This window comes from Barrientosiimonas humi (genome assembly GCF_006716095.1).
In the GTDB taxonomy this organism is placed as follows: domain Bacteria; phylum Actinomycetota; class Actinomycetes; order Actinomycetales; family Dermatophilaceae; genus Barrientosiimonas; species Barrientosiimonas humi.
This window is the reverse complement of sequence record NZ_VFOK01000001.1, coordinates 2,825,764-2,850,113: the sequence shown is the minus strand read 5'-3', so window position 1 is coordinate 2,850,113 and position 24,350 is coordinate 2,825,764. Positions and strand designations below refer to the sequence as shown.

At 72.0% G+C, this 24,350-nt stretch carries 20 protein-coding genes and 1 tRNA gene; 17 read left to right on the top strand and 4 right to left on the bottom strand.

Going from position 1 to position 24,350, the window contains the following annotated elements; all coding sequences use genetic code 11:
* Positions 1-9 precede the first annotated feature (9 nt).
* The 4 genes from FB554_RS13335 to FB554_RS13320 all read left to right on the top strand — a co-directional run bounded on the left by FB554_RS13335 (position 10) and on the right by FB554_RS13320 (position 4,660).
* Positions 10-1,479 (top strand): alanine/glycine:cation symporter family protein, encoded by a 1,470-nt coding sequence (locus tag FB554_RS13335; RefSeq protein ID WP_142006816.1) that lies wholly within the window; start codon positions 10-12, stop codon positions 1,477-1,479.
* Positions 1,480-1,561: 82 nt separating this feature from the next.
* Entirely contained in the window at positions 1,562-2,467 is a 906-nt protein-coding gene (locus FB554_RS13330) for an SDR family oxidoreductase (protein ID WP_142006814.1), read from the top strand.
* 141 nt (positions 2,468-2,608) lie between these two features.
* Positions 2,609-3,637, top strand: a complete 1,029-nt coding sequence (fbaA, locus tag FB554_RS13325) for a class II fructose-bisphosphate aldolase (protein WP_142006812.1) — start codon at positions 2,609-2,611, stop codon at positions 3,635-3,637.
* Between the two features lie 3 nt (positions 3,638-3,640).
* Positions 3,641-4,660 carry a LacI family DNA-binding transcriptional regulator gene (locus FB554_RS13320; protein ID WP_142006810.1) on the top strand — a complete coding sequence of 340 codons (1,020 nt, stop codon included), beginning with the start codon at positions 3,641-3,643 and terminating at the stop codon, positions 4,658-4,660.
* Here the strand turns inward: FB554_RS13320 and FB554_RS13315 are convergent.
* The 4 genes from FB554_RS13315 to FB554_RS13300 are packed head-to-tail and all read right to left on the bottom strand — an operon-like array spanning position 4,584 to position 9,163.
* Complete coding sequence (locus FB554_RS13315; protein WP_142006808.1) at positions 4,584-5,921, bottom strand: glycoside hydrolase family 32 protein; 1,338 nt, start codon at positions 5,919-5,921, stop codon at positions 4,584-4,586. The genes FB554_RS13320 and FB554_RS13315 overlap by 77 nt on opposite strands.
* 50 nt (positions 5,922-5,971) lie before the next feature.
* On the bottom strand, positions 5,972-6,799 hold the full coding sequence (locus FB554_RS13310; RefSeq protein ID WP_142006806.1) for a carbohydrate ABC transporter permease: 828 nt from the start codon (positions 6,797-6,799) through the stop codon (positions 5,972-5,974).
* A 13-nt stretch (positions 6,800-6,812) separates the two neighbouring features.
* Positions 6,813-7,769 (bottom strand): carbohydrate ABC transporter permease, encoded by a 957-nt coding sequence (locus tag FB554_RS13305; RefSeq protein ID WP_211344606.1) that lies wholly within the window; start codon positions 7,767-7,769, stop codon positions 6,813-6,815.
* Positions 7,766-9,163: an ABC transporter substrate-binding protein gene (locus FB554_RS13300; RefSeq protein ID WP_142006804.1), complete on the bottom strand. Its 1,398-nt coding sequence runs from the start codon at positions 9,161-9,163 to the stop codon at positions 7,766-7,768. The genes FB554_RS13305 and FB554_RS13300 overlap by 4 nt, the downstream gene beginning before the upstream one ends.
* Before the next feature lie 165 nt (positions 9,164-9,328).
* Between FB554_RS13300 and FB554_RS13295 the strand changes: the two genes are divergently transcribed.
* The 13 genes from FB554_RS13295 to FB554_RS13240 all read left to right on the top strand — a co-directional run bounded on the left by FB554_RS13295 (position 9,329) and on the right by FB554_RS13240 (position 23,509).
* A complete protein-coding gene (locus tag FB554_RS13295) occupies positions 9,329-9,736 on the top strand; it encodes a DUF3151 domain-containing protein (RefSeq protein ID WP_142006802.1) in 408 nt (135 codons plus the stop codon).
* 38 nt (positions 9,737-9,774) lie between these two features.
* Positions 9,775-10,740 carry a helix-turn-helix domain-containing protein gene (locus FB554_RS13290; protein WP_142006800.1) on the top strand — a complete coding sequence of 322 codons (966 nt, stop codon included), beginning with the start codon at positions 9,775-9,777 and terminating at the stop codon, positions 10,738-10,740.
* Positions 10,741-10,784: 44 nt separating this feature from the next.
* Complete coding sequence (locus tag FB554_RS13285) at positions 10,785-12,086, top strand: adenylosuccinate synthase (RefSeq protein ID WP_142006798.1); 1,302 nt, start codon at positions 10,785-10,787, stop codon at positions 12,084-12,086.
* Positions 12,087-12,101: 15 nt separating this feature from the next.
* Positions 12,102-12,548 (top strand): DUF3592 domain-containing protein, encoded by a 447-nt coding sequence (locus tag FB554_RS13280; protein WP_142006796.1) that lies wholly within the window; start codon positions 12,102-12,104, stop codon positions 12,546-12,548.
* Positions 12,545-12,973, top strand: coding sequence for a DUF3592 domain-containing protein (locus FB554_RS13275; RefSeq protein WP_142006794.1), 429 nt, complete (start codon positions 12,545-12,547; stop codon positions 12,971-12,973). The genes FB554_RS13280 and FB554_RS13275 overlap by 4 nt, the downstream gene beginning before the upstream one ends.
* A 113-nt stretch (positions 12,974-13,086) precedes the next feature.
* Positions 13,087-13,257, top strand: a complete 171-nt coding sequence (locus tag FB554_RS17210) for a hypothetical protein (protein WP_170206883.1) — start codon at positions 13,087-13,089, stop codon at positions 13,255-13,257.
* 206 nt (positions 13,258-13,463) lie between these two features.
* Positions 13,464-14,729, top strand: a complete 1,266-nt coding sequence (locus FB554_RS13270) for a choice-of-anchor P family protein (protein ID WP_142006792.1) — start codon at positions 13,464-13,466, stop codon at positions 14,727-14,729.
* Positions 14,730-14,829: 100 nt separating this feature from the next.
* Positions 14,830-16,599 (top strand): lysine--tRNA ligase, encoded by a 1,770-nt coding sequence (locus tag FB554_RS13265; RefSeq protein WP_236022402.1) that lies wholly within the window; start codon positions 14,830-14,832, stop codon positions 16,597-16,599.
* 10 nt (positions 16,600-16,609) lie between these two features.
* Complete coding sequence (gene selD, locus FB554_RS13260; protein WP_142006788.1) at positions 16,610-17,602, top strand: selenide, water dikinase SelD; 993 nt, start codon at positions 16,610-16,612, stop codon at positions 17,600-17,602.
* Between the two features lie 80 nt (positions 17,603-17,682).
* A tRNA-Sec gene (locus FB554_RS13255) sits at positions 17,683-17,777 on the top strand.
* 59 nt (positions 17,778-17,836) lie between these two features.
* Positions 17,837-19,225 carry an L-seryl-tRNA(Sec) selenium transferase gene (gene selA / locus FB554_RS13250; protein ID WP_142006786.1) on the top strand — a complete coding sequence of 463 codons (1,389 nt, stop codon included), beginning with the start codon at positions 17,837-17,839 and terminating at the stop codon, positions 19,223-19,225.
* Entirely contained in the window at positions 19,225-20,961 is a 1,737-nt protein-coding gene (locus FB554_RS13245; RefSeq protein WP_142006784.1) for a selenocysteine-specific translation elongation factor, read from the top strand. Before selA ends, FB554_RS13245 begins: the two co-directional genes overlap by 1 nt.
* A gap of 295 nt (positions 20,962-21,256) precedes the next feature.
* A complete protein-coding gene (locus FB554_RS13240; RefSeq protein ID WP_142006781.1) occupies positions 21,257-23,509 on the top strand; it encodes a hypothetical protein in 2,253 nt (750 codons plus the stop codon).
* Positions 23,510-24,350 lie beyond the last annotated feature (841 nt).

The window sequence follows — 24,350 nt, the reverse complement described above, 5'->3', positions numbered from 1 at the left end:
TCTCGCGGCATGGACGACGTCCAGACATTCATCGCCGACAACGGCGACCTCTTCTGGAGCTGGATCGTGCTGCCCGTCGTGGTGGTGCTCGGTCTCTACTTCACGATCCGCACCAGCGTGGTGCAGGTGCGCCTGCTGCCGGCGATGCTGCGCACCCTGCGCGACCCCACCCCGCGCAACGCGCAGGGCGAGGCCCAGTCGATCTCGGCGTTCCAGGCGTTCACCGTCTCGGCCGCCTCGCGCGTCGGCGTCGGCAACATCGCCGGCGTCGGCACCGCCATCACCCTCGGCGGCCCCGGCGCGGTCTTTTGGATGTGGCTGATGGCCACGATCGGTGGCGCGTCCAGCTTCGTGGAGTCGACCCTCGGGCAGCTCTACAAGGTGCGTGACAAGGACGGCTACCGCGGTGGCCCGGCCTACTACATGCAGTACGGCCTCGGCCGGCGCTGGGTGGGCATCCTGTTCGCGATCATCCTGCTGATCTGCTTCCCGCTGGCGTTCTCCTCGCTGCAGGCCAACACCATCTCCGGCACGCTGAGCTCGACCTCCGGCTACGAGGGCTCCGGCCTCGGCTGGGGCGTCGGCATCGCGCTCGCGGTGCTCACCGGCCTCGTCGTCTTCGGCGGCATCCGCCGCATCGCCCACGTGACCCAGGCGGTCGTGCCCGTCATGGCGCTGCTCTACCTGGCCGTCGGCCTGGTCATCGTGATCCAGAACATCGGCAACGTCCCGCAGATGATCAGCGACATCGTCAGCGACGCCTTCACCGCCAACTCCGTGACCGGCGCGGCGGTCGGCACGGTCATCCTCGCCGGCGTCAAGCGCGGGATGTTCTCCAACGAGGCGGGTCTGGGCTCGGCGCCCAACGCCGGCGCGAGCGCCGCCGTGACCCACCCGGTGAAGCAGGGTCTGGTGCAGACCCTGGGCGTCTACTTCGACACGCTCATCGTCTGCTCGATCACCGCCTTCATCATCCTGTCCTCCGAGCAGGACTACGGCGCCGCGAGCGCGGGCATCGACCTGACGTACGGCGCGGTCACCCAGGGTCTCGGCGACTGGGCCGGCTGGCTGCTCGCGATGATCGTCTTCCTGCTCGCGTTCAGCTCGATCATCGGCAACTACTACTACGGCGAGTCGAACCTGGAGTTCATCAAGAACGACCGCACGCTGCTCGCGGCGTTCCGGGCGGTCGCGTGCCTCGCGGTGCTCGTCGGCGCGGTGCTCTCGGCCGACGTCGTGTGGGCGTTCGCCGACGCGATCATGGGCGCGATGGCGCTGGTCAACCTGATCTCGATCGCGTTGCTGTCGGCGGTGGCCTTCCGGCTGCTCAAGCACTACCAGCAGCAGCGCTCCTCGGGTGTCGACCCGGTGTTCGTGCAGGGCGACGTGCCGGTGCCGGGCTACGTCGAGACCTGGCGCAACCGCGCCGAGGTCGTCGGCCCGGGCGAGCCGGAGGACGAGGCGATCTCCCGCCCCTGAGTGGGTACCGCCCGCGGCCGGACCCGACCTAGCGTGACGACGCAAGACCTACCCGTCTGATCGCGAAGGAGCGAGTCCACCCATGTCCGTCCGCAAGCCCGATGTCGTCAAGAACGCCGAGGAGCGGGTCAACAGCGAGGGCGGTTTCCCCGCCCAGCAGCAGGAGCCGCCCGGCAGCACGACCGCGATGGACCCGGTGCCCGACCACGGCGAGTCGTCCTACGAGGGCCACGGCAAGCTCGAGGGCATGGTCGCCCTGATCACCGGTGGCGACAGCGGCATCGGCCGCGCGGTCGCGATCGCGTACGCCCGCGAGGGCGCCGACGTGGCGCTGTCGTACATGCCGGAGGAGCAGGACGACGCCGAGGACACCGCCGGCTGGGTCGAGAAGGCCGGCCGTCGCGTGCTGCTGCTGCCCGGCGACCTGCGCGAGGAGAAGTACGCCCGCTCGCTGCCGCAGCGGACCGTCGACGAGCTCGGCGGGCTCGACGTCGTCGTCAACAACGCGGCGTTCCAGTACGCCCGCGACGAGGAGTTCGAGCAGGTCGCCACCGACCGCATCGACCGCACGTTCACCACCAACCTCACGGCGATGTTCTGGATCACCCAGGAGTCGCTGCCGCACCTCGGCGAGCGCTCGAGCATCATCAACACCAGCTCGATCCAGGCGTTCGAGCCGTCCGACACGCTCATCGACTACGCCGCGACCAAGGCCGCGATCAACAACTTCACGGTCAACATGGCGGCCCACCTCGGCGAGCGCGGCATCCGCGTCAACGCCGTCTGCCCCGGCCCCATCTGGACGCCGCTGCAGCCGGCGACCCAGGACGCCGAGAAGCTGGAGCAGTTCGGCGGGGACACGCCCCTCGGCCGGGCGGGCCAGCCCGCGGAGTGCGCCCCGGCGTACGTCTTCCTCGCCTCGCCCGCCGACGCGAGCTACGTCTCGGGCACGGTGCTGGGCGTGACCGGCGGCAAGCCGATCTTCTGATCGCCGACGACCTCCCGAATGCGCGGGGCGGACAGGGATTCCTGTCCGCCCCGCGCTTTGTCGGGTGTCGCGCGGGTCCTGCCCGCGCGCGTGGAAGACTGAGCCCGACGACCGACCGTCACGACCCCTGAGGAAGGTGCCATGCCGATCGCCACGCCCGAGGCGTACGCCGAGATGCTCGACCGTGCCAAGAAGGACGGCTTCGCCTACCCGGCCATCAACGTCAGCAGCAGCCAGACGCTCAACGCCGCGATCCGCGGGTTCGCCGAGGCCGAGAGCGACGGCATCATCCAGGTGTCGACCGGCGGCGCGGAGTACTGGTCCGGCCCGACGGTCAAGGACATGGTGGCGGGCTCGCTCGGGCTGGCCGCGTTCGCCGAGCAGGTCGCGAAGAGCTACGACATCAACATCGCGCTGCACACCGACCACTGCCCCAAGGACAAGCTCGACGGCTTCGTCCGGCCGCTGCTGGCCGCCTCGACCGAGCGGGTGAAGAACGGCGGGCTGCCCTACTTCCAGTCGCACATGTGGGACGGCTCCGCGGTGCCGCTGGAGGAGAACCTGCAGATCGCCGAGGAGCTGCTCGGCCTCGCGAAGGCCGCGAACGTGATCCTGGAGATCGAGGTGGGTGTCGTCGGCGGCGAGGAGGACGGCGTCGCCAACGAGATCAACGACCAGCTCTACACCACCCCCGACGACGCGATCGCCACGGTCAAGGCGCTGGGCTCGGGCGAGGACGGCCGCTACCTCACGGCGCTGACCTTCGGCAACGTGCACGGCGTCTACAAGCCGGGCAACGTCAAGCTGCGCCCGGAGATCCTCAAGGCCGCCCAGGAGGCCGCGGCCAAGGAGCTCGGCCAGGGCGCGAGCGACCGCCCGTTCGACCTGGTCTTCCACGGCGGGTCGGGCTCGACCGCCGAGGAGATCAAGGAGGCGGTGTCCTACGGCGTCGTGAAGATGAACGTCGACACCGACACCCAGTACGCCTTCACCCGCCCGGTCGCCGGCTTCATGCTCACCAACTACGAGGGCGTGCTCAAGGTCGACGGCGAGGTCGGCAACAAGAAGCAGTACGACCCGCGCACCTGGGGCAAGGAGGCCGAGGCCGGCATGGCGGCCCGCGTCGTGGAGGCGTGCCAGCACCTCGGCTCGGCCGGCACCAAGATCTGACGCGTGGCGAGGCGGGAGGCGACCGCGGCTGACGTCGCGAAGAAGGCGGGCGTCTCCCGCACCGCCGTGTCCTTCGTCCTCAACGACAAGGACGCCGGCAACATCGCGCCGGCCACGCGCGAGCGCATCCTCGCGGCGGCGCAGGAGCTCGGCTACGTCCCGCACCCGGTCGCGCGCAGCCTGCGCACCCAGCGCACCCAGATGGTCGGCCTGATCACCGACGCCATCGCGACCAGCCCGTTCGCCGGACAGCTGCTCGGCGGGGCGGCCGACCGGGCGCGCGAGCGCGGCCACCTGGTGGCGGTCTTCGACAGCCAGGAGCGGCCGGCCCTCGAGGCGCAGGCCGCCGAGGAGCTGCGCTACCGCCGGGTCGACGGGCTCCTCTACGCGGCGATGTCGCTGCGCGAGGTCGGCGAGGTGCCCGGCGTCGGGCTGCCGACCGTGCTGGCCAACTGCTACGACGCCGACGACGCGCACCCGTCGGTGGCCCCCGACGAGGTGCGCGCGGGCGAGACGGTGGCCGACTTCCTGGTCGGGATGGGGCACCGTGACGTCGGCGTGCTGATCAGCGACCTGGTGGTCGCCGGCACCCTGCGGCTGCAGGGGCTGCGGGCGGGCCTGGCGCGAGAGTCGTTGCAGCCCAAGGTGATCGAGCACCTCGACGACGGCTGGACCATCGACGCGGGGTATGCCGCGACGATGCGCGTCCTGCAGGGCGAGGACCCCCCGACCGCGCTGTTCTGCGTCAACGACCGCGTCGCGGCCGGGGCGGTGCTGGCCGCCACCCGGCTCGGGCTCGACGTGCCCGGCGACCTGTCGGTCATGGGCTTCGACGACCAGGAGGAGCTGGCCGCCAACTTCGTGCCCGGCCTCACCACCATGGCGCTGCCGCACCGCGCGATGGGCGAGGTCGCGATGGACCGGCTGCTCGACGCTGTCGAGGGGATCAGCGACCCCGGGCCGCGCCGGCTGCTCCTGGAGTCGCCGCTGGTGCAGCGGGAGTCGGTGGGACCACCTCGGTGATCGTTGCGTCGGAGACGCATGCGCTGGCGCCTAGGCCGCTGGCGCCCGTCGCGCGCAGTCGCCAGCCGGCGGTGCCCGGCTGCCGGACCGTCACCGGGGGCAGCGTCTCGCGATAGACCTCCACCACGTCGGCGTCGACCCAGACCTCGAATCCCGTTGCGCCCACATGGATCTCGACGTCGCGCTCGGCGCCGCGCAGGGTCAGCGTCGTGGTCGGGTCGGTGCCCGCACCGGTCACCCGCGCCACGAGCGGCAGGTCGACCCCGGCCGCGAGCTGCGCGCCGGTGACGGGGGTGCTCGGCTGCCCCCCGACGTATGCCCGGAGCCGGTCGTCGACCCGGCTCACCACCGCGTCGCCCACCAGGTGCAGCCGCCGCGGCAGCGTGAGGCAGCCGCTCACCGCGGGCGCCGGGGCGTCGGGCCGGCCGACGTCGAGCACCCAGCCGTGCAGCCACGGGCCGTCGGGGTCGAGGGCGACCTGCGGCGCGTAGCAGCTCGGACCCTCGTCGAGCAGCCCGGCGGCGGCCGGCTCGAACCGCGGCAGCCCGTCGCCGCTCGCGGCGTCGGTCAGGTCGCCGACGAGGAGGCCGACGGTGGACAGCCGCCCCTCGAGCTGCAGCGACAGCACCAGCACCGACCGTCCGCCGAGCTCGACCAGCTGCGGGCACTCCCAGAAGTCGGACTCGGGAAGCGTTGCGGCCACAGGGTTCTCGCCGGTCAGCCAGACGCCTTCGTAGCGCCAGTCACGTGGGTCGTCACAGCTGAACAGCAGCACCGCGGGGGTCGCGTGACCGACGCGCGCACCCAGCAGCGCGAACCGCCGCCCCGCCCGCTCGAAGCAGAACGGGTCACGCATCTGGGTGACGTCGGGGGGAGTGGTGGCGACGACGTACGGCGGGGTCCAGGTGTCGAGGTCGTCGTCGAGCGCCTCGCGCACGACGACGGTGCTGGCGTGCGTGTCGTCCACCACCCCGCTGTACGCCATCGCGGGCCGATCGAGCCACGGCAGGAACACCCCGCTCCAGCACCCGGCCCGGTCCGGCCCTCCCGGTTCGGGCGCGAACGCCACCGGGTGCGGGTCCCAGCCGACGAGGTCGGCGGAGCTGACGTGCCCCCACGCGATGCGCTCGTGCACCGGCCGCTGCGGGTTGTGCTGGAAGAACACGTGCCACCGGCCGCCGTGGTGCACCATCCCGTTCGGGTCGTTCAGCCAGCCGTGGTCGGGGCGGATGTGCAGTGCTGGCAAGGGGTTTCGGGGCACGGTGTGCGTGGTCCTCTCGGAAAGGGGGTGCGGTGCGGTGGCGCGGTCGGTCACCGGTTGCTGCCGGTGGTGAGGCCCTCGCGCAGCGACCGCTGCCCGAAGACGAAGACGAGCAGGGCGGGGATCATCGACAGCACGACGCCGGCGAGCACGGTCGCGACCGACCCGGTGCCCTTGTTGCCCTGCAGCGAGACCAGCCCGAGCGGCAGGGTGAAGTTCTCCTCGCTCACGGTCATGATCAGCGGCCGGAAGAACTCGTTCCAGTGGAAGTTGAACGCCAGGATCCCGACGATCGCGAGCCCGGGCGCGGCGAGCGGGGCGTAGATCGAGCGGAACGTGCGCCACGGCGACGCGCCGTCGATCGCTGCCGCCTCGCCGAGCTCGTGCGGCAGCGTCATGAAGTGCTGGCGCATGAGGAAGGTGCCGAACGCCGTCGGCAGCGCCGGCAGGATCAGCGCGAGCAGGGTGTCGGACAGGTTCATCCCGCGGATCAGCATGAAGACCGGCACGATCGTGACCTGCATCGGCACCATCATCGTCGCGAGGATGACCGAGAACAGCGCCCCGCGACCGCGGAAGGGCATCCGCGCGAAGACGTATCCCGCGAGGCCGGCGCTGACCATCTGGCCCAGCGCGATGAGGCCGGTGACCAGCACGCTGTTGAGGATGAGCAGCCACATGTCGATCTGCTCGAAGACGGCGCGGTAGGAGTCCAGGCTCAGGCCGGAGAGGCTGAAGCTGCTGCCGAGGGCCTGGTCGGGCGGGCGCAGCGAGGTGAGCACGGTCCAGACGACCGGGCCGAGGGTGAGGGCCAGGGCGACGAGCAGGAAGGCGAGCTTGGGGACGGCCCGCAGGCGGGCGGTCGCGGCGGTGGTCATCGCGGTGTGCCTCTCAGGAGTAGAAGACGAATCGGCGGGAGAGGCGGAACTGCAGCGCGGTGACCGCCATGATCAGCACGGTCAGCACGACGCCGATGGCGCTGGCGCGGCCGAACTGCAGCTGCTGGAAGGCGTTCTCGTAGATCACCATCACGACGGTGCGGGTGGAGTCGCCGGGACCGCCGCGGGTGAGGACGTACGGCTGGTCGAAGATCTGCAGCGCCGCGATGATCGCCATGACCGACGCGACGAGCATCGTCGGCGACAGCAGCGGCAGGGTGATCTGGCGGAACTGCCGCCAGCCGGTCGCGCCGTCGATCGCGGCCGCTTCGTAGACGTCGCGCGGGATGGCCGCGAGGCCGCCGAGGAACAGCAGGAACGAGAAGCCGAAGTTCTGCCAGACGTAGACCAGGACCACGACGATCGGGGCGGCCCAGTCGGAGGTCAGCCACGGCACCGACGCGATGCCCAGGCTGTTCAGGGTGCGGTTGACGAGTCCGAAGTCCTGGTTGAACAGGTAGGCCATCACGATCGAGACCGACGAGGCCGACAGGATCAGCGGGAAGAAGAAGGCCGACCGGAAGACCGAGCGCAGCCAGCCCGGCATCCGCGACATCACCGCCACGGCGAGCACCAGCGCGACGGCCAGCTGCAGCGCGACGGCGACCACGACGAACAGCAGCGTGTTGCCGAAGGCGATGCGCAGCGTGGGGTCGGAGGCGAGCGAGGTGAAGTTGTCGAGGCCGACGAACTCGGGGTCGCTGATGATGTCCCAGCGGAAGAACGCCAGCAGCAGCGACGCGACGATCGGGACCAGGGTGAACAGGGTCAGGCCGATGACCGTGGGCGCGAGGAAGAGCGCGGTGAGCCACCGCGTCTGCCGGCGGGTGCGGTCGTCGGTCGGGGCGCCGGCCGAGGTCTCGGCCGCGACGACGTCCTCGGTGGGCGGGGGCGGGGCGATGGTGGTCACGGGGTGCTCCTCAGGGCGCGCTCGAGGTCGGCGTCGAGCCGGCGCAGGGTCGGCTCGACGTTGCGGGCCGAGCCGGTGACCGCGCCGACCGTGTGCTTGATGAGCGCGGTCTCGACGGCGGCCTGCTGCGGCGGCGCCGGGATCGGTCCGGTGGTGGGGAAGCGGTCGAGGGTGTCGTAGAAGACCTGCCAGTGGGCCGGCCCCTTGCCGCGATAGAGCGCCTCGTCGACCATCGACCGGCGTACGGGCGTGGTGTTGGGCACCGGGAAGGCCAGGCGCATGCCTTCGCGGGAGGCGCAGAACTTGATCCACTCCCACGCCTGGTCCTTGCGCTGGGAGGTCTTCATCATCGCGTAGCCGGCCGCGCCGAACTGGTGGCGCTGGGTGCGCCAGCGCGGGAAGAACTGCACGTCGTAGGCGCTGCCGGGCATCTTGGCCTCGGCGAGACCCTCCACCCAGAATCCGCCGGCAGGCGTGAATCCCACTCCGCCAGAAGCGAACTGGCCGACCAGCTGGTTGCCGCCGCCCTGGGCCGGGCTCGACCCCAAGCCCTCGGCGACGACCCGGCGCAGGAACTCGTAGACCTCGGCGACCTTGGGGTCGAGGGCGTTCGACCCGCGCCACAGGTAGCCGCCGGAGCGCTGCGCGACGCCGGGGGAGCCGGCGTAGAAGCGGGACCACAGCCAGTCGCCGCCCGGCGCCTTCTCCTCGGTGAGGAAGCTGGTGCCGTTGGCGTACAGCCACGGCACGACCCCGCCCCAGAGCCGGTTGGTCCAGTAGTACGGCACGAAGCCGCGGCCGCCGCGGGCGCGCATCGCGCGCAGCATCCGCAGGAAGTCCTCGTGGGTCCAGTCGTCCGGCGGCCGCTCCAGCCCGGCGCGGCGCATGGCGGCGACGTTGAGGTACATGTTCGCCGCGTTGAAGTCGACCGGCAGCTGGAACAGGTGGCCGTCGTACATGAACGCCTCGATGAGCGAGGGGTGCACGTCGGAGAAGTAGTCGGCCATCTCGGCCGCGTCGCGCTGGACGTAGCGGTCCAGCGGCTCGGCCAGCCGGTCGGCGAACAGCTGGGTGCCCTCGGTCGCGACGACCACGACGTCGGGCGGGGTGCCGGCGGCGACCAGCGTGAGGATCTTGGCGAAGAAGTCGCTCCAGTCGGCGCCCTGGATCGCCTGCACGCTCACCGGGATGTCGGGGTGACGGCGCCGGAAGGCCTGGACGAGACCGGTGCGGGCCTCGGCGTCCTGCGCGGTGCCGAGCATCGCGACGCGCAGCTCGTCGTCGCCGCGGCCGGGGATGTCGCTGCCGGTGAGCCGTGGCCAGCCGGCGGTGAGCGCGGCGAGGGTGCCGGCTCCGGTGACGCCGAGCATCGTGCGGCGGGTGAGTTCGGACATGTCCGCTCCGAGGAGTTCGGGGACGGGGCCATGCGGGTGAGCCCCATCACGTAAATCGTGTTAGGTAGTGAACCGCCGAGCCGGTCGGCTGTCAACGGGTTCGCCGAAGATCGGGCCGCCCGGCCCGGGCGCGAGGGTGCGGGCGGGGCGGGGGAGGATGGGCCCATGGACCAGAACCTGCTGGGGATCCCGCCCACCGAGCTGCCCGAGGACCCGGCCGCCGCCGCGCTCGCCGAGGGTCGCGACCCGCGCGCCGTCGCCGCCGCCGCGCCCACCTCCTCGCTCGCCTGGGCGCAGCTCGCCGAGGACGCGCTCGCCGACGGACTCACCATCGAGGCGTACGCCTTCGCCCGCACCGGCTACCACCGCGGGCTCGACGCGCTGCGCCGCGCCGGCTGGAAGGGCCAGGGTCCGGTGCCGTGGGAGCACGAGCCCAACCGCGGCTTCCTGCGCGCGCTCGCCGTGCTGTCGAAGGCCGCCGGCGAGATCGGCGAGACCGACGAGCAGCAGCGCTGCGCCGACTTCCTGCGCTCGTCGTCGGCCACCGCCGCCCGCGAGCTCGGCATCGACTGACGCGCCAGCGCCCCTCCTCGGGCGCCTACCCTGGGCCCGTGTCCGGACGCTTGCAGGTGCTCGGGATCGGGCCCGAGAGTGAGGCGCTCTACCGCCAGGTGCTGCGCGCGCCGGGGCTGCCGCTGACGACGTACGCCAGCCGGCTCGGCTTCGCCGACTACGAGGCCGAGCGGGCGCTGGAGCAGCTGCGCGCCCGGCGGCTCGTGCGCAGCAACGACCTCGGCGAGCTGCAGGCCGACCACCCGCGCGCCTCGCTCGAGCGGGTGCTGAGCGCCGAGGAGGCCAAGCTCGCGACCCGGCGGCAGGACCTGGCCCGGCTGCGTGACGCCATCGACCAGTTCGCCGCCGACCACCGGGTCGGGCAGTCCACCGGCGACCTGCACGCCCCCGCGCGCGAACGGGTCGACGACGACGCGCTCACCTCGGTGCACGAGCACCTGGCCGCGAGCACCGACGGCCCGATCCGCATCGCCCACGAGCAGGTCGGCCCCGGCCCCGACGAGCTGCCCGCCGTGCGTCAGCTGCTCGAGGCGGGGCGCGAGCAGCGCGCGCTCTACCGCACCGACGTGCTGCCCGAGCAGGCCGCGGTGGTCGACGCCTGGGCGCGCCTCGGCGAGCAGCAGCGACTCACCGCGACGCTGCCGTCGGCGTTCGTCTGCTTCGGCGGCGAGGTGGCGCTCGCGAGCACCGAGTGGGGTCGCTCCGGCGGCGACCACGTCGTGCTGCGCGACCCGATGGTGGTCAGCGCGTTCGTCGAGCTCTTCGACCGGCTGTGGGGCGCCGCCGCGCCGGTGCAGCCGGTCTCCGGCGCCGACCAGCAGCTCGTCGAGCTGATGCGCCAGGGACTCAAGGACGAGGCCATCGCGCGGCTGCTCGGCATCTCGCTGCGGACCGTGCGCCGGCGCGTCGCCTCGCTCATGGACGACCACCAGGTCTCCACCCGGTTCCAGCTCGCGCTGCGCCTCGCCGAGCGCCGTGACGGTGGCCCTGCTTCCCCGGTCTGAGAGGATGCAGCACGGCCACCGACCGGAGACCTAAGGACAACCGAATGCCAGCGATCGTGCTCGTGGGCGCCCAGTGGGGCGACGAGGGCAAGGGCAAGGCGACCGACCTGCTCGGTGACCGCGTCGACTACGTCGTGAAGTTCAACGGCGGCAACAACGCCGGTCACACCGTGGTGGTCGACGGCGAGAAGTACGCCCTGCACCTGCTGCCCAGCGGCATCCTCAGCCCCGACGTCGTGCCGGTCATCGGCAACGGCGTGGTGGTCGACATCGGCGTGCTGTTCGAGGAGCTCGACGGTCTCGAGGCGCGCGGCGTCGACACCTCCCGGCTGCGGGTCAGCGCCAGCGCGCACGTGATCACCAGCTACCACACGACGATGGACAAGGTGACCGAGCGCTTCCTCGGCAAGCGCAAGATCGGCACCACCGGGCGCGGCATCGGCCCGGCCTACGCCGACAAGATGAACCGCGTCGGCATCCGCGTGCAGGACCTCTACGACGAGTCGATCCTGCGGCAGAAGGTCGAGGCCGCGCTCGACGTCAAGAACCAGATGCTGGTCAAGATGTACAACCGCCGCGCCATCGCCGCCGACGAGATCGTCGCCGAGCTGCGCGGCTACGCCGAGCGGCTGCGCCCGATGGTCGCCGACACCTCGCTGGAGCTCGGCGAGGCGCTGGACGCCGACAAGGTCGTGCTGTTCGAGGCCGGCCAGGCGACGCTGCTCGACGTCGACCACGGCACCTACCCCTACGTCACCTCCTCCAGCGCCACCTCCGGCGGCGCGTGCACCGGCTCGGGCGTGCCGCCCACCCGCATCGACCGGGTCATCGCGATCCTCAAGGCCTACTCCACCCGCGTCGGCGAGGGTCCGTTCCCGACCGAACTGCACGACGACCTGGGCGAGTTCCTGCGCAAGACCGGCGGCGAGTACGGCGTGACGACCGGGCGACCCCGACGTACGGGCTGGCTCGACACCGTCGTCGGCCGCTACGCCACGCGGATCAACGGCACCACCGACTTCGTGCTCACCAAGCTCGACATCCTCGGCGGCCTCGAGAAGGTGCCGGTGTGCGTGGCGTACGACGTCGACGGGGTCCGGCACGACGAGATGCCGGTCAACCAGAGCGACTTCCACCACGCGCAGCCGATCTACGAGGAGCTCGACGGCTGGTGGGAGGACATCTCCGAGTGCCGCAGCTACGACGAGCTGCCCGAGAACGCCCGCCGCTACGTCGAGTTCGTCGAGGAGCAGATCGGCGCACGCGTCTCGGTGATCGGCGTCGGGCCGGGCCGTGACGAGGTCATCGTGCGGCACGACCTGCTCGGCTCCGACGACCCGCGCTGACCGGGGAGGCACCCCGTGACCGTCGTCGGCGTGGCCTTCCTCGTGGTCGGTCTGATCTTCGTCGTGCTCGCGCCGCACACCCTCGTGCGCGACCTGCGGCGCAGCCGCCGCGCCGCCACCTGGCAGCCGGCGCAGGCGCTGGTGGAGGGCGTGCGCCAGGAGCGGCGGCGCAGCACGTCCGGCACCGATGGCGGGTCCTCGAGCCACACCGTCCGGCTCATGACGTACGCCTGGGCCGACGCGAGCGGTCGGCGCTTCACCGAGGAGACCCAGATCGACGACGACGACATCGTCGAGCCGGGCCGGCCGGTGCAGATCTTCGTCGACCCCGACGACCCGTCGCGCAGCCAGTTCGGCCGGCCGAGCGCCGTGTCCTACGGCTGCGGCGTCGTCATGCTGCTGTTCCTGCTCGTGCTGGGGCTCGGGCTGGCCGGCATCGGCTGGATGCTGCTCGGCGTATGACCGTCGTCGCCGTGCTGCTGATCCTCTTCGGCCTGGGGTGGGCCGGGATGGGGACGGCCGCGGCGCGCCGCACGGCGCCCTACCGCGCCCGCGAGCGGTGGCCGCGCGTCACCGGGCTGGTGCTGGCGCTGGCCCAGGAGGAGGACCCCGAGCGGCCCGGCCGGGCCAAGCGGCTCCCCACGGTGACCTATCGCTACCGCGACGCGGCCGGGGTCGAGCACGAGGGCCGCGACGCCCTGGCGACCAACCAGTCGCTGGCCGCGGGCGACCCGATCGACATCGAGGTCGACCCGACCGACCCGCGCCGCTCGCGCACCTACGCCCCGACGGTGGCGGTGGGGGCGATCTTCTGGGGCGGGGCGGTGTTCGCGGTGGGCGGGGTCGCCCTGCTCGGGCTCGGCCTCTGGCTGCTGCTGACCCGCTGATTCTTTCACCCGCAGGGAGGAGCTGAACGAGGTCGGCGAACAGCGTTCACGACCGCCCGCCGCGGGTTAGCGTGCGCCGTCCGGGGGAGAACGTGGCGGAGGGGTCGCGGGGGATGGGGGCCGTCTTGCTGGTCGTGGGTGCGTTGCTCGTGCTGGTCGCGCCGGTGCCGCTGCTGCGGGCAGCGCAGACCGGGCGGGTACGCCCCTGGCGGGGCCTGCTGCTCGCGCTGCTCGCCGTGGGCGGGCTGCTGTCGCTGGTGGGTCTCGCGCTGCTCGACGGGTGAGTCGCCCAGCCCGCGGGAGGGTGGACGTACCCTCCGGTGACGCCGGCCGGCCGCGACCGCGCGACCGCGCCAAGAATTCGTCCGGCGAAGCCGCCGGAGGGGGTCTCGCCGGCTCTACGCTGCGGCCACGGGCCTAGCTGACCCGCCTGCGCACAGTCGCAGCGATGCGCCTGGCGCAGTGGTTCTCACCCCCTCTGGAGTCCACCATGAGACGCACACCCTGGACGCTCGTCCTCATCGCGGTGCTGGCGTTCTTCGCCCCGTCCACCCTCGGCGCCGCACGCGCCGCGGCCGTCACCCCCAAGCTGACCGACGTCATCGCGAGCGGTACCGGTTACGGCAGCTATGTGCTGTCCAACCTGGCGTCGGTCCGTTCCGGGCCGACGTCGTACTCGACGCTCGGCTGCACCCGCGCGACGCCGCTCACCCGCACCAACTCGGCGGCCACCGTCACCGTCCCGGTCGTCGGGCAGGTCGGTGCCGTCAGCACCTCGGTGCGCTCGTCGCAGACGACCACCGCCAAGACCGCGCAGGCCGACAGCACGACGGCCAGCGTGAACCTGCTCGGCGGGCTGATCACCGGGTCGACGCTGAGGTCGACCGCCGCCACCACGATCAGCTCGACCGGCGTCACGACCAACCGCCAGTCGGTCTCGCTCGCGGGCCTGCGGGTGAGCGGCGTGGCCGTCGCGGCCAACCCGGCGCCCAACACCACGCTCGCGCTGAGGTCGGGCAGCACGGTCATCGGCAAGGTCGTGGTCAACGAGCAGTCGCGGCAGGCCAGCGCCTGGGCGGGCGGCGCCACGACCCGCGTGCTGTCGGTCTACATCACGACCAGCAACCCGCTGGGCCTGCCGATCGGCACGCGGATCATCGTCGGTCACGCGGGGGTGGCGGCGAAGGCCTCGCCCGCCGGCCAGCTCGGCGGCGCGGGCTTCGCGGCGCGCAGCACGCTCGCCGACGGCACCGTGAAGAACGGGCCGCTGTCGTACATGACCGTGCCGTGCCTGGGCGGGACGGCGAGCGCCTCGGCGGCCTCGCTGTCGCAGCCGGGCGTGCTCACGGCCGGCGTCACCCGCACCGACACCAGCGGCACCGTCGGCAGCTCGCTGCGCAGCAGCGTCGTGACCAAGGTGACCGACCTGTCGCTGCTCGGCGGGCTCATCACCGCCGACGCGGTGACGGCCAGCGCGACGACCACGCGGTCGGCGCCGGGTGCCGCCCCGGTGAGCACCGACGGCTCGACGGTCGCCAACCTGCGGGTGGCCGGGGTGCCGGTCATCAACGGCGCGGTCGCCCCCAACACGGTCGTGCGCATCCCCGGGGTCGCCACGGTGACCCTGCACAAGGTCGTGCGCACCAGCACCGGCCTCACCGTGACGATGATCGAGGTGAAGCTGGAGAAGCTGTTCGGTGCGCTGCCCACCGGGTCGCTCGTCGAGGTGGCCCAGGCCCGCAGCTACGTCGTGTGACCCGACCCTCGCGGGTCTTTGCCGCGCGTCCCACGGGTGACCGTGGGGCGCGCGGCGCGCGATGACGTACGCCCTCGCCGGGCCCGTAGAATCGGCGCTCGTGACCGAGCAGCTTGACGACTGGGTGTCCCGCCTCGCCGACGAGGTCGTGGCCGAGGCGAAGCGGCGGGACACCCCCGTCGTGTGCGCCTCGGGCATCTCGCCCTCCGGCCCCATCCACCTCGGCAACCTGCGCGAGGTGATGGTGCCGCACCTGGTGCGCGACGAGATCCGCCGCCGCGGCATCGAGGCCGAGCACATCATCAGCTGGGACGACTTCGACCGGTTCCGCAAGGTGCCGAACGTCGAGGGCGTCGACGAGTCGTGGGCCGAGCACATCGGCAAGCCGCTGACCTCCGTCCCGCCGCCGGCCGGCTCGCCGCACGAGTCGTGGGCCGCGCACTACCGCTCCGAGCTGGAGGGCGCGCTCGCCGAGCTCGGCGTCGACTACCGCGGGATCAGCCAGACCGAGATGTATCTCGCCGGCGCCTACACCGAGCAGATCCTGTTCGCGATGGGGCACCGCACCGACATCGACAAGGTGCTCGACCAGTACCGCACGCTCGCGCGCGCCGCCCAGCAGAAGGAGCAGCCGCAGCAGGGCGAGCTCAGCGAGGACGACGCGCTCGCCGCGGCCGAGGCCGCCGAGGGGTCGGGCGCCGCGAGCGAGGACGACGGGTCCGGGGCGGGCGACTACTACCCCTACAAGCCCTACTGCACCGTCTGCGGCACCGACTTCACCACGGTCACCGACTACGACGACGCCACCACCGAGCTGACCTACACCTGCCGCTGCGGCCACACCGAGCGGGTCGTGCTGCGCGACTTCCGCCGCGGCAAGCTGGTCTGGAAGGTCGACTGGCCGATGCGCTGGGCCTACGAGCGGGTCGTGTTCGAGCCGTCCGGCGTCGACCACCAGTCGCCCGGGTCCTCGTTCGCTGTCGGGCTGGAGCTGGCGCCGCTGTTCGGGTGGGATCGCCCCCTCGGCCCGATGTACGCCTTCGTCGGCATCCGCGGCATGGCCAAGATGTCCTCGTCCAAGGGCGGTGTGCCCACGCCCGCGCAGGCGCTGCGCTACCTCGAGCCGTCGGTGCTGCGCTGGCTGTACGCCCGTAAGCGGCCGAACCAGGCGTTCGACGTCGCGCTCGACGCGGAGATCCAGCGCACCTACGACGAGTGGGACGGGCTGGCGCGCAAGGTCGCCGCCGGCAAGGCGCAGGCCGGCGACGTGGCGGTGCTCGCGCGGGCCCGCACGACGGCCGCCGGTGAGCTGCCCCAGACGCCGGTGCCGCTGGCGTACCGCACGATCGCGTCGGTCGTCGACATCACCACCGGCGACGACGACCAGACGCTGCGCATCCTGTCGGCGCTCGACCCCGAGCAGCGGGTGACCGGGCTCGACGTGCTGCGGCCGCGGCTCGACCGCGCCAGCCAGTGGGTCGCCGAGCAGGTGCCGGCCGAAGACCGCACCATCGTGCGCGAGCAGCCGGATCATGAGGCGCTGCAACGGCTTTCGGCCGACGAGCGACGCAGCCTCGACCTGCTGCTCGACGGCGACGGGGCCGAGCTCGGCGCGATCGACGCCGACTGGAGCATCGACGGGCTGACCCACCAGGTCTACGGCGTGCCCAAGGTGATGCAGGGCAAGAGCGCCGACTTCCGCCCCGACCGCAAGGCCGACCCCGAGACCGCCGCGGCGCTCGGCCAGGCGCAGCGCGAGTTCTTCCGGCTGCTCTACCAGCTGCTGATCGGGCGCGACGCCGGCCCGCGGCTGCCCACGCTGCTGCTGGCGATCGGGCCGGAGCGGCTGCGCGCGCTGCTCGCTGCCTAGTCTGGGTCGCATGACCGCGACCGACGCCGTACGTCTGACCCAGCTGGCCGCCGGCGGCGGCTGCGCGTGCAAGGTGCCGCCGGGGGAGCTGGAGCGGGTGCTCGGTGACCTGCCGACCTCGCGGGCCGGCGGCGACCTGCTCGTCGGCATCGACAGCGGCGACGACGCGGCCGCCGTGCGCATCGAGGGCGGCCGGGCGGTCATCGCGACGGCCGACTTCTTCACGCCGGTCGTCGACGACCCCTTCACGTTCGGCCGGATCGCCGCGACCAACGCGATGTCCGACGTCTGGGCGATGGGCGGCGAGCCGCTGGTCGGCGTGAATCTGCTTGCCTGGCCGCGCGATCGGGTGCCGTTCGAGCTCGCGGCCGAGGTGCTGCGCGGGGGAGCCGCCGCGTTCGAGGAGGCCGGGGCGCACCTGGCCGGCGGGCACTCGATCGACGACCCCGAGCCGAAGTACGGCGTCGCGGTCACCGGCCTCGCCGACCCGCAGCGGCTGCTGCGCAACGACACCGGGCGCGCCGGCCTGCCGCTCACGCTCACCAAGCCGCTCGGGCTCGGCGTGCTCAACAACCGGCACAAGGCCACCGGCGAGGTGTTCCCCGAGGCGGTCGAGGTGATGACCACCCTCAACCAGGCGGCGTCGCGGGCAGCGCTCGCGGCGGGGGCCGAGACCGCTACGGACATCACGGGATTCGGGCTTCTCGGACATCTGCTGAAGCTGGTGCGCGCCTCGGGGGTGAGCGCGGTCGTCGACGCGTCCGCGGTGCCGTACGTCGGCGGCGCGCGCGAGGCGCTCGCCGAGGGGTTCGTCCCCGGCGGGTCGCGCCGCAACCTCGACTGGGTGCGCCCGCACCTCACCTCCGCCGTGGGCGAGGACGAGCTCGTGCTGCTCGCCGACGCCCAGACCTCGGGCGGACTGCTCGTGGTCGGCGAGGTGCCGGGCTATCCGGTGGTCGGCGAGCTGGTGCCGCGGGCCGACGCCCTGGTCGAGGTGCGCTGAGCGGGCGCCCACGACGGTTCCCCGGGCACCCGTGGGGATGGATCGGCCGGGGCGCCGCGCGGGGTCGTAGAGTTCGGCGTGGAGGCGTTCCTCGTCTGGTGACGGGCCCGGTCTTCAACACCGTGGTGATCGAGCATCTCGGTCAGGCGGGTTCGATTCCCGTCCGCCTCCGCCACCCGCACCGGGCCGCTGGTGCGGCGACCTCGACCGCAGGAGCGCACTGACAGGAGCGCCGTGACCGACCCCCGCCGCGCGACCCCGCGCACCGACACCGTGCTGGCCGACCCGGCCCTCGCGCCGGCCGCCGCACGGCTCGGCCGCGACCGGGTGCGGACTGTGGTGCGCGACGTGCTCGACCGGTGCCGCGCGGGCGAGGTGTCGCCCGACGAGGTGGTGCCGGCCGCGCTCGAGGCGCTGCCGACGTACGCCTCGTCGTTGCGTCCGGTCATCAACGCCACCGGCGTCGTGGTGCACACCAACCTCGGGCGCGCGCCGCTGTCGGCGCTCGCGCGCGAGGCGGTCGTCGACGCCGCCGGCACCACCGACGTCGAGCTTGACCTGGCGACCGGCCGGCGAGGCCGGCGCGGCGCGGGTGCGCTCGCGGCGCTCGCCGAGCGGGTGCCCGACGCCGAGGCCGTGCACGTGGTCAACAACGGCGCTGCGGCGCTCGCGCTGGCCGCCGCCTGCCTCGCGGGCGACGGCCGCGAGATCCTCGTCGCCCGCGGCGAGCTCGTCGAGATCGGTGACGGTTTCCGCATCCCCGAGCTGCTGGAGTCGACGGGCGCGCGGCTGCGCGAGGTCGGGACGACCAACCGGGTGAGGCTCGCCGACTACACCGCCGCGGTGAGCGAGCGCACCGCGTTCGTGCTGAAGGTGCACCCGTCCAACTTCGTGGTGCGCGGCTTCACCTCCTCGGTGCCCGTGCGCGAGCTCGCCGGCCTGCGCCACGACGGTGCGGCCGTGCCGGTGGTCGCCGACATCGGGTCGGGGCTGCTCGCGCCGCACCCGCGGCTGCCCGACGAGCCCGACGCGGCGAGCACGCTCCGGGAAGGCGCGGGGCTGGTCACCGCCTCCGGCGACAAGCTGCTGGGCGGCCCGCAGGCGGGTCTGCTGCTCGGCCGGGCGGACCTGGTCGAGCGGGTGCGTCGCTTTCCACTGGCCCGCGCGATGCGCGTCGACAAGCTCACCCTCGCCGCGCTCGAGGCCACGCTGCGCGGCCCCGAGCCGCCGGTGCTGGCGGCGCTCGCGACCCCGCGGGAACAGCTGCGGTCGCGGGCGGTGGCGCTGGCCGGCCGGTTGGGCGCGGGCGCCGGTGACGCCGGTGATGCGGGTGCGGGCGGTCCGGGCACGGTTCGGGTCGTGGAGACGACCGGTGCGGTGGGTGGCGGCGGCGCGCCCGAGGTGACGGTGCCGAGCGTGGCGCTCGCGCTGCCGGCAGGGTTCGCCGAGGCGCTGAGGGCTGCGTCGGTGCCCGTGGTGGCGCGGGTGGTCGACGGTCAGACGCTCGTCGACCTGCTCGCGGTCGCGCCCGATGACGACGACCAGCTCGTGGCGTCGATCCACGAGATCGTCTCTGCTGCAACGGTTCTCGAGGGCAAAACGTCTCGCACAGGTGCGGTCTAGTGCACGTCGTCGCCACCGCGGGGCACGTCGACCACGGCAAGTCGAGCCTGGTCGAGGTGCTGACCGGCCAGGACCCCGATCGGCTCGACGAGGAGCGCGAGCGGGGCCTGACCATCGAGCTCGGCTACGCCTGGACGACGCTGCCGGGGGTGGGCGAGGTCGCCTTCGTCGACGTGCCGGGGCACCAGCGGTTCGTCACCACGATGCTGGCCGGCGTCGGCCCGGTGCCTGCGGTGCTGCTGGTGGTGGCTGCCGACGACCCGTGGATGCCGCAGGCCGAGGAGCACGTGGCGGCGCTCGACGCGCTCGGCGTGCGGCACTGGGTCGTGGCCGTCACGCGCAGCGACCTGGCCGACCCCGCGCCGATGGTCGAAGAGGTGCATCGACGGCTCGGCGCGCGCGGGCTGTCCGCCGCGGTCATGCCCGTGAGCTCGCAGACGCGAGAAGGCATTCCGGCGCTGCAGCAGGCGCTGGCCGCGATGTGCGCGGAGCTGCCGGAGCCCGACCCCGACGCGCCCGCCCGGCTCTGGTGCGACCGCGTGTTCAGCCTCCGCGGCGCCGGCACCGTCGTCACCGGCACCCTGCCCGCCGGCACGGTCCGGGTCGGCGACGAGCTGGCGGTGGGCGAGCGGCGCGTCCGCGTGCGCGGTCTCCAGTCGCTCGAGACCGACCGCACCGAGGTGGCTGGCACAGCCCGCGTGGCGGTGCGCGCCGGCGGGGACGTACGTCTGCGCCGGGGCGACGTGCTCGTCACCCCGGGCTCGTTCACCTTCTCGACCGAGGTCGACGTGGCACTCAGCAGTCCCGGCGACCGGATGCCCGAACGGCCGGTGCTGCACGTCGGCGCGACCCACCTCGAGGTGCACGCGCGGCCGCTGGGGGAGCGGCACGCGCGGCTCCGGCTGCCGCACCCGCTGCCGTGGCACGTGGGCGACCGGGTGCTGCTGCGCGACCCCGGACGTCGCGAGGTGTGGGGCGCGCAGGTGCTCGACCCGGCGCCCTCGCCGCTGCGACGTCGCGGGGCGGCCGCGCAGCGCGGCAAGCAGCTGAGCGGGGTGGGGGTGCCGACGGCCTCGGACCTGCTGGCGTGGCACGGCCCGATGCGCGCGGGGGACCTGCTGCGCCTGGGGCTGGCGCTCCCCGAAGGTCGCGAAACCGTTGCGCAGCAAGGGGATTGGTGGGTTCCTCGCGAATGGGCCGCGGCTCAGGCCGCGCGGCTCACCGGGCTGTGCGAGGCGCACGAGCGGGACCGTCCGGTCGAGCCGGGGCTGACGCTCGAGGGCGCTGCCCGGGCGCTCGGCCTGCCGTCGGCGCAGCTGGTCCCGCCGCTGGTGCGCGACCCGTGGCAGGTGCGCGACGGGCGCATCGTCCGCGCGGACGCCGGGGTGCCGCCGGCCGTGCTGCGCGCGGTCGAGGCGCTGCGGGCGGAGCTGGCCGACGCCCCGTTCGCCGCCCCCGCGGCCGGGCGACTGCCCGAGCTCGGGCTCGACCGACGTACGACCGCAGCGGCGGACAAGGCCGGTCTCCTCCTCGTGCTCGAGCCGGGGGTCGTGCTGCTCGCCGGGGCCGACGACCAGGCGGCGCAGCGGCTCGCCGAGCTGCCGCAGCCGTTCACCACCAGCGAGGCCCGGGCCCACCTCGGCACCAGCCGCCGCGTAGCCCTGCCGCTGCTGGCCCTGCTCGACCGCCATGGCCGCACGGTGCGCCACCCCGACGACACCCGCTCGGTGACGTGACGCCCGCCCGCACCCGCTGACGCCCGCTTCCGCCCCGGCGGTCCTCCGGCAAGGAGTGGGCTGGGCCGCACGGTTCGGCGGTTGACCGCGATGGCGTACGCCCGCCCGGGCCGCATCGAGAGGCGGCCACCCAAGCTGGTCGAGCAGGCCGCGAGGGGACGAGCGGCGGTATCGACCGGGCTGCCCCGAGCGGCTATTTCGAGGTCTTGGTCGGCGTGTCGTGCTGTGTTTTGCCTTTGTGGGTTCTGTGGTGCGCTAGTAATACGGGCATTCTCACCGTTTGGGGTGGGCGAGTGTGAGGGGCCTGGCCGATGGCTGGTGGCGTGACCGGCGCGGCCTGGTCACGAAGGTGAGCGTGTCCCGGCCGGGCACGGGCGGGTCGTTGACCTTCACCGGTGCGTATGACGCGACCGGGTCGCTGGTGCGTCAAGACCTGCCGGGCGGGATCACCGCCACCTCGCAGCGGAACCTGCTGGGCCCGGAGCCGGGCGGGACCGGCACGAGCGAGGTCGGGAAGGCGGTGCCGTATGACCGGGCGTACAGCTATGACGGTGCGGGGCGCCTGGTGCGGGTCGCGGACCGGGTCGGGCACGGTCAGGGTGCCCCGGCCGGGTTGGGCCCGGACACCCCGGCCACACCGGCCGCGCCGTGCTACGTGCGGACGTACGCGTTCGATGGCCCGGCGGGTTTGAACGGGTCCCGCACCGGGGAGTCGTTCGCGATCAGCACTGATGGTGATTGTGCGAACCCGGCCCCGGCCTACAAGGCGACCGCGACCTACAGCTATGACGCGGCGGACCGGCCGGTCTCGGGGAAGGCGGTCGAGGGCGCGGCCGCGCCCGGTGCGTACACCTATGACGCGTTCGGGCGGCAGACCACGGTCCCGGCCAGTGACGCCCCGAACCGGGACGCCGGGGACATCACCATCGGGTATTTCGATACGGATCTGGCGCGGACCGTCACCCAGGGGGCCACCTCGACCGAGCTGACCCTGGACTCGGCGGGTCGCCGGGCGAACCAGACCACCACGGACGCGACCTCGGTCACCAAGACCGTGGTGCGGCACTACACCGACGAGTCGGACAACCCGTCCTGGGTGGAAGAGACCAAACCCGGCCAGGGCACCACGACGACACGGTTCGTGGAAGGTGTTTCCTCGGAGCTGGGGGCGATGATCACCGACACCGGCGAGGCGACGGTGAACCTGTCGAACCCGCACGGGGACAACGTGTCCTCGGTGACCGTGGCGGCCGACCAGGCCACCGATGTCCCGTGCACGTCGATGGGCGGGTGGTCTGACTACACCGAGTTCGGCCAACCCTACGGATTCACCCCGGTGAACGACCCCGCCGTGGTCGGGCCCATCGGGTACGGCTGGCTCGGGGCCCAGCAACGCTCCAACACCACCGACACCGCCGGCCTGACGCTGATGGGCGTACGGTTGTACAACCCCGCCACCGGCGCCTTCACCACCCCCGACCCCGTGTACGGCGGCAACGACACCGCCTACACCTACCCCCAAGACCCCATCAACAGTTTCGACCTCGACGGAAAGTGGGGATGGCGAGGAATCCGCAAGGGGTGGAATCGGCTCACGAGGGCGGCAACAGGGAACAGCAAATGGGCGAAGAGATTCCGAACCGGCTGCTCGTGGATGCCTAGCGTGGCTGGTACGGCTTGTGGCGGTTTCTACACTGCCGCATACGCTGGAAGGAACAGGCGGGAAGCCGCGAAGTGGGGACTCTCGACGCTGACAAGCAGTTTTGGGGGTAACTACGCCCGGAAACTGATGAATTCGGGTCTGAAGGCAACTAGGGCTCCACGGCAACGCCTTGTTCGGAAGGTCACGCGGCCTCGCCAGTTTTTCCGCAATTTCTGGCGGCACCCAAAGCGGTTCGAGCGTGGCGTCGGCTTCGTCAGCGGAAATGCGCACGGGAGCGCGCTAGGGGGTTCGTCGGTTCAGTCTGGTCCTTGGGGTGGTGGTGACGTGGGTAAGAGATTCCCTTCTGAGTCTTGGCTATCGGTCGTTTTTCCGGCTTGGCCCGGCTTCCTGATGTTCTTGCTGATCGTCGTGTTATATTGGCCAGCATGGGGTGATGGGGAAGGAATCTGGGGTCTGGGTATTGCTAGCGTACTTTGCGCATTCCGCATTGTGACGGATAGCGCCACGGTCCGGTTCAATTGGGTTCAGGTTGGTCGCGGCTCCATCTCCATCTCTGCCGGCAAGTGTCCTTACGTACGGTTCGACGTCGTACCGATCGAGACGATCGAGAGGGTGGAATGGATATGGGGCACAAGATGGTTTTACAATATTTCCCCGAGTTCGGATCGGGGCTGCGAGTTCAGCATCCAAACGGACTCTGGAACCTCCTACTCAGTAGACCTCTTGTTGCCCAACTCGAGGGCGAGATGGCGCGCTCTCCGTTGTCTTGGAGAGGCGCTGGTCGGCGCCGAGTGGATAGTTGATGGTGAGAGTTGGGACCCGAGGCGAGATCCTCTGGGACCGAAACCCCAACGATGGACGTCGATTTGGGGTCTGCTCAGATAGTCACGTCGCGGCCCCGACCCGGAGCCGGGCGGGACCGGGACCGAGGAGGTCGGGAAGACGGACGCGACCTCGGTCACCAGGGCGGTGGTGCGGCACTACACCGACGAGTCGGACAACCCGTCGTGGGTGGAGGAGACCAAACCCGGTCAGGGAACTCAGGTCACCCGGTCCGTGGAGGGTGTCTCTGCGGAGCTGGGGGCGATGATCACCGACACTGGCGAGGCGACGGTCGGCGCCGGATCGCCGGAGGTGGCGCCGCAGTACGTGGCAGCTCCTCCGGCGGTGGCTCTCGCGCCGCTCGTGCGGCGCCTGCAACGCCCGGCCCGCGGGCTCGCAAGAACAGTTACTACGAGCGCTACGAGACCCGGCAAGGACAAACCCGGAGAGTCCCACGACCGCAGAAGACGAAGCGAACGACCAAGTTCAAAAAAATACTACGGGTACACCATCTATGCCGGCCGCAGTGTGTACAAGTTTGGAATAACCCGCGTGGGAAAGCTCGCGGGCTCGCGCACAGCTGCCCGGATGTCAGAACTATTTCGGCCACGGCCGCACCTGCAGGTACTCGATCAAGGTCGTCGGCTATTCCTACTATCGAGCCCCGCCAGTGGGAGTATGGAAGAATCATGGCCTACAAGCGGTGGCACGGGCAGTGTCCGCCGGGGCAACGCTATCCATGTAAGTAGGGAGGTTTGACGCAATGGTTGAAGGGTGGTACCGGGAAATTGATGAGAGTGATTTCACCTTAGTACCCCCATTGAGCTCGCCGCTGATTGGTGGGAATGCAAAGCAGCGCATTCAAAAAGCTGGCCTCGACGCCGATAGCGAATTATCCTGGAGG

Coding starts and splice junctions, on each gene's coding strand:
- FB554_RS13335 (WP_142006816.1), top strand. CDS start 10: ATGGACGACGTCCAGACATTCATCGCCGACAACGGCGACCTCTTCTGG.
- FB554_RS13330 (WP_142006814.1), top strand. CDS start 1,562: ATGTCCGTCCGCAAGCCCGATGTCGTCAAGAACGCCGAGGAGCGGGTC.
- fbaA (WP_142006812.1), top strand. CDS start 2,609: ATGCCGATCGCCACGCCCGAGGCGTACGCCGAGATGCTCGACCGTGCC.
- FB554_RS13310 (WP_142006806.1), bottom strand. CDS start 6,799: ATGACCACCGCCGCGACCGCCCGCCTGCGGGCCGTCCCCAAGCTCGCC.
- FB554_RS13300 (WP_142006804.1), bottom strand. CDS start 9,163: ATGTCCGAACTCACCCGCCGCACGATGCTCGGCGTCACCGGAGCCGGC.
- FB554_RS13295 (WP_142006802.1), top strand. CDS start 9,329: ATGGACCAGAACCTGCTGGGGATCCCGCCCACCGAGCTGCCCGAGGAC.
- FB554_RS13285 (WP_142006798.1), top strand. CDS start 10,785: ATGCCAGCGATCGTGCTCGTGGGCGCCCAGTGGGGCGACGAGGGCAAG.
- FB554_RS13275 (WP_142006794.1), top strand. CDS start 12,545: ATGACCGTCGTCGCCGTGCTGCTGATCCTCTTCGGCCTGGGGTGGGCC.
- FB554_RS17210 (WP_170206883.1), top strand. CDS start 13,087: ATGGGGGCCGTCTTGCTGGTCGTGGGTGCGTTGCTCGTGCTGGTCGCG.
- FB554_RS13270 (WP_142006792.1), top strand. CDS start 13,464: ATGAGACGCACACCCTGGACGCTCGTCCTCATCGCGGTGCTGGCGTTC.
- selD (WP_142006788.1), top strand. CDS start 16,610: ATGACCGCGACCGACGCCGTACGTCTGACCCAGCTGGCCGCCGGCGGC.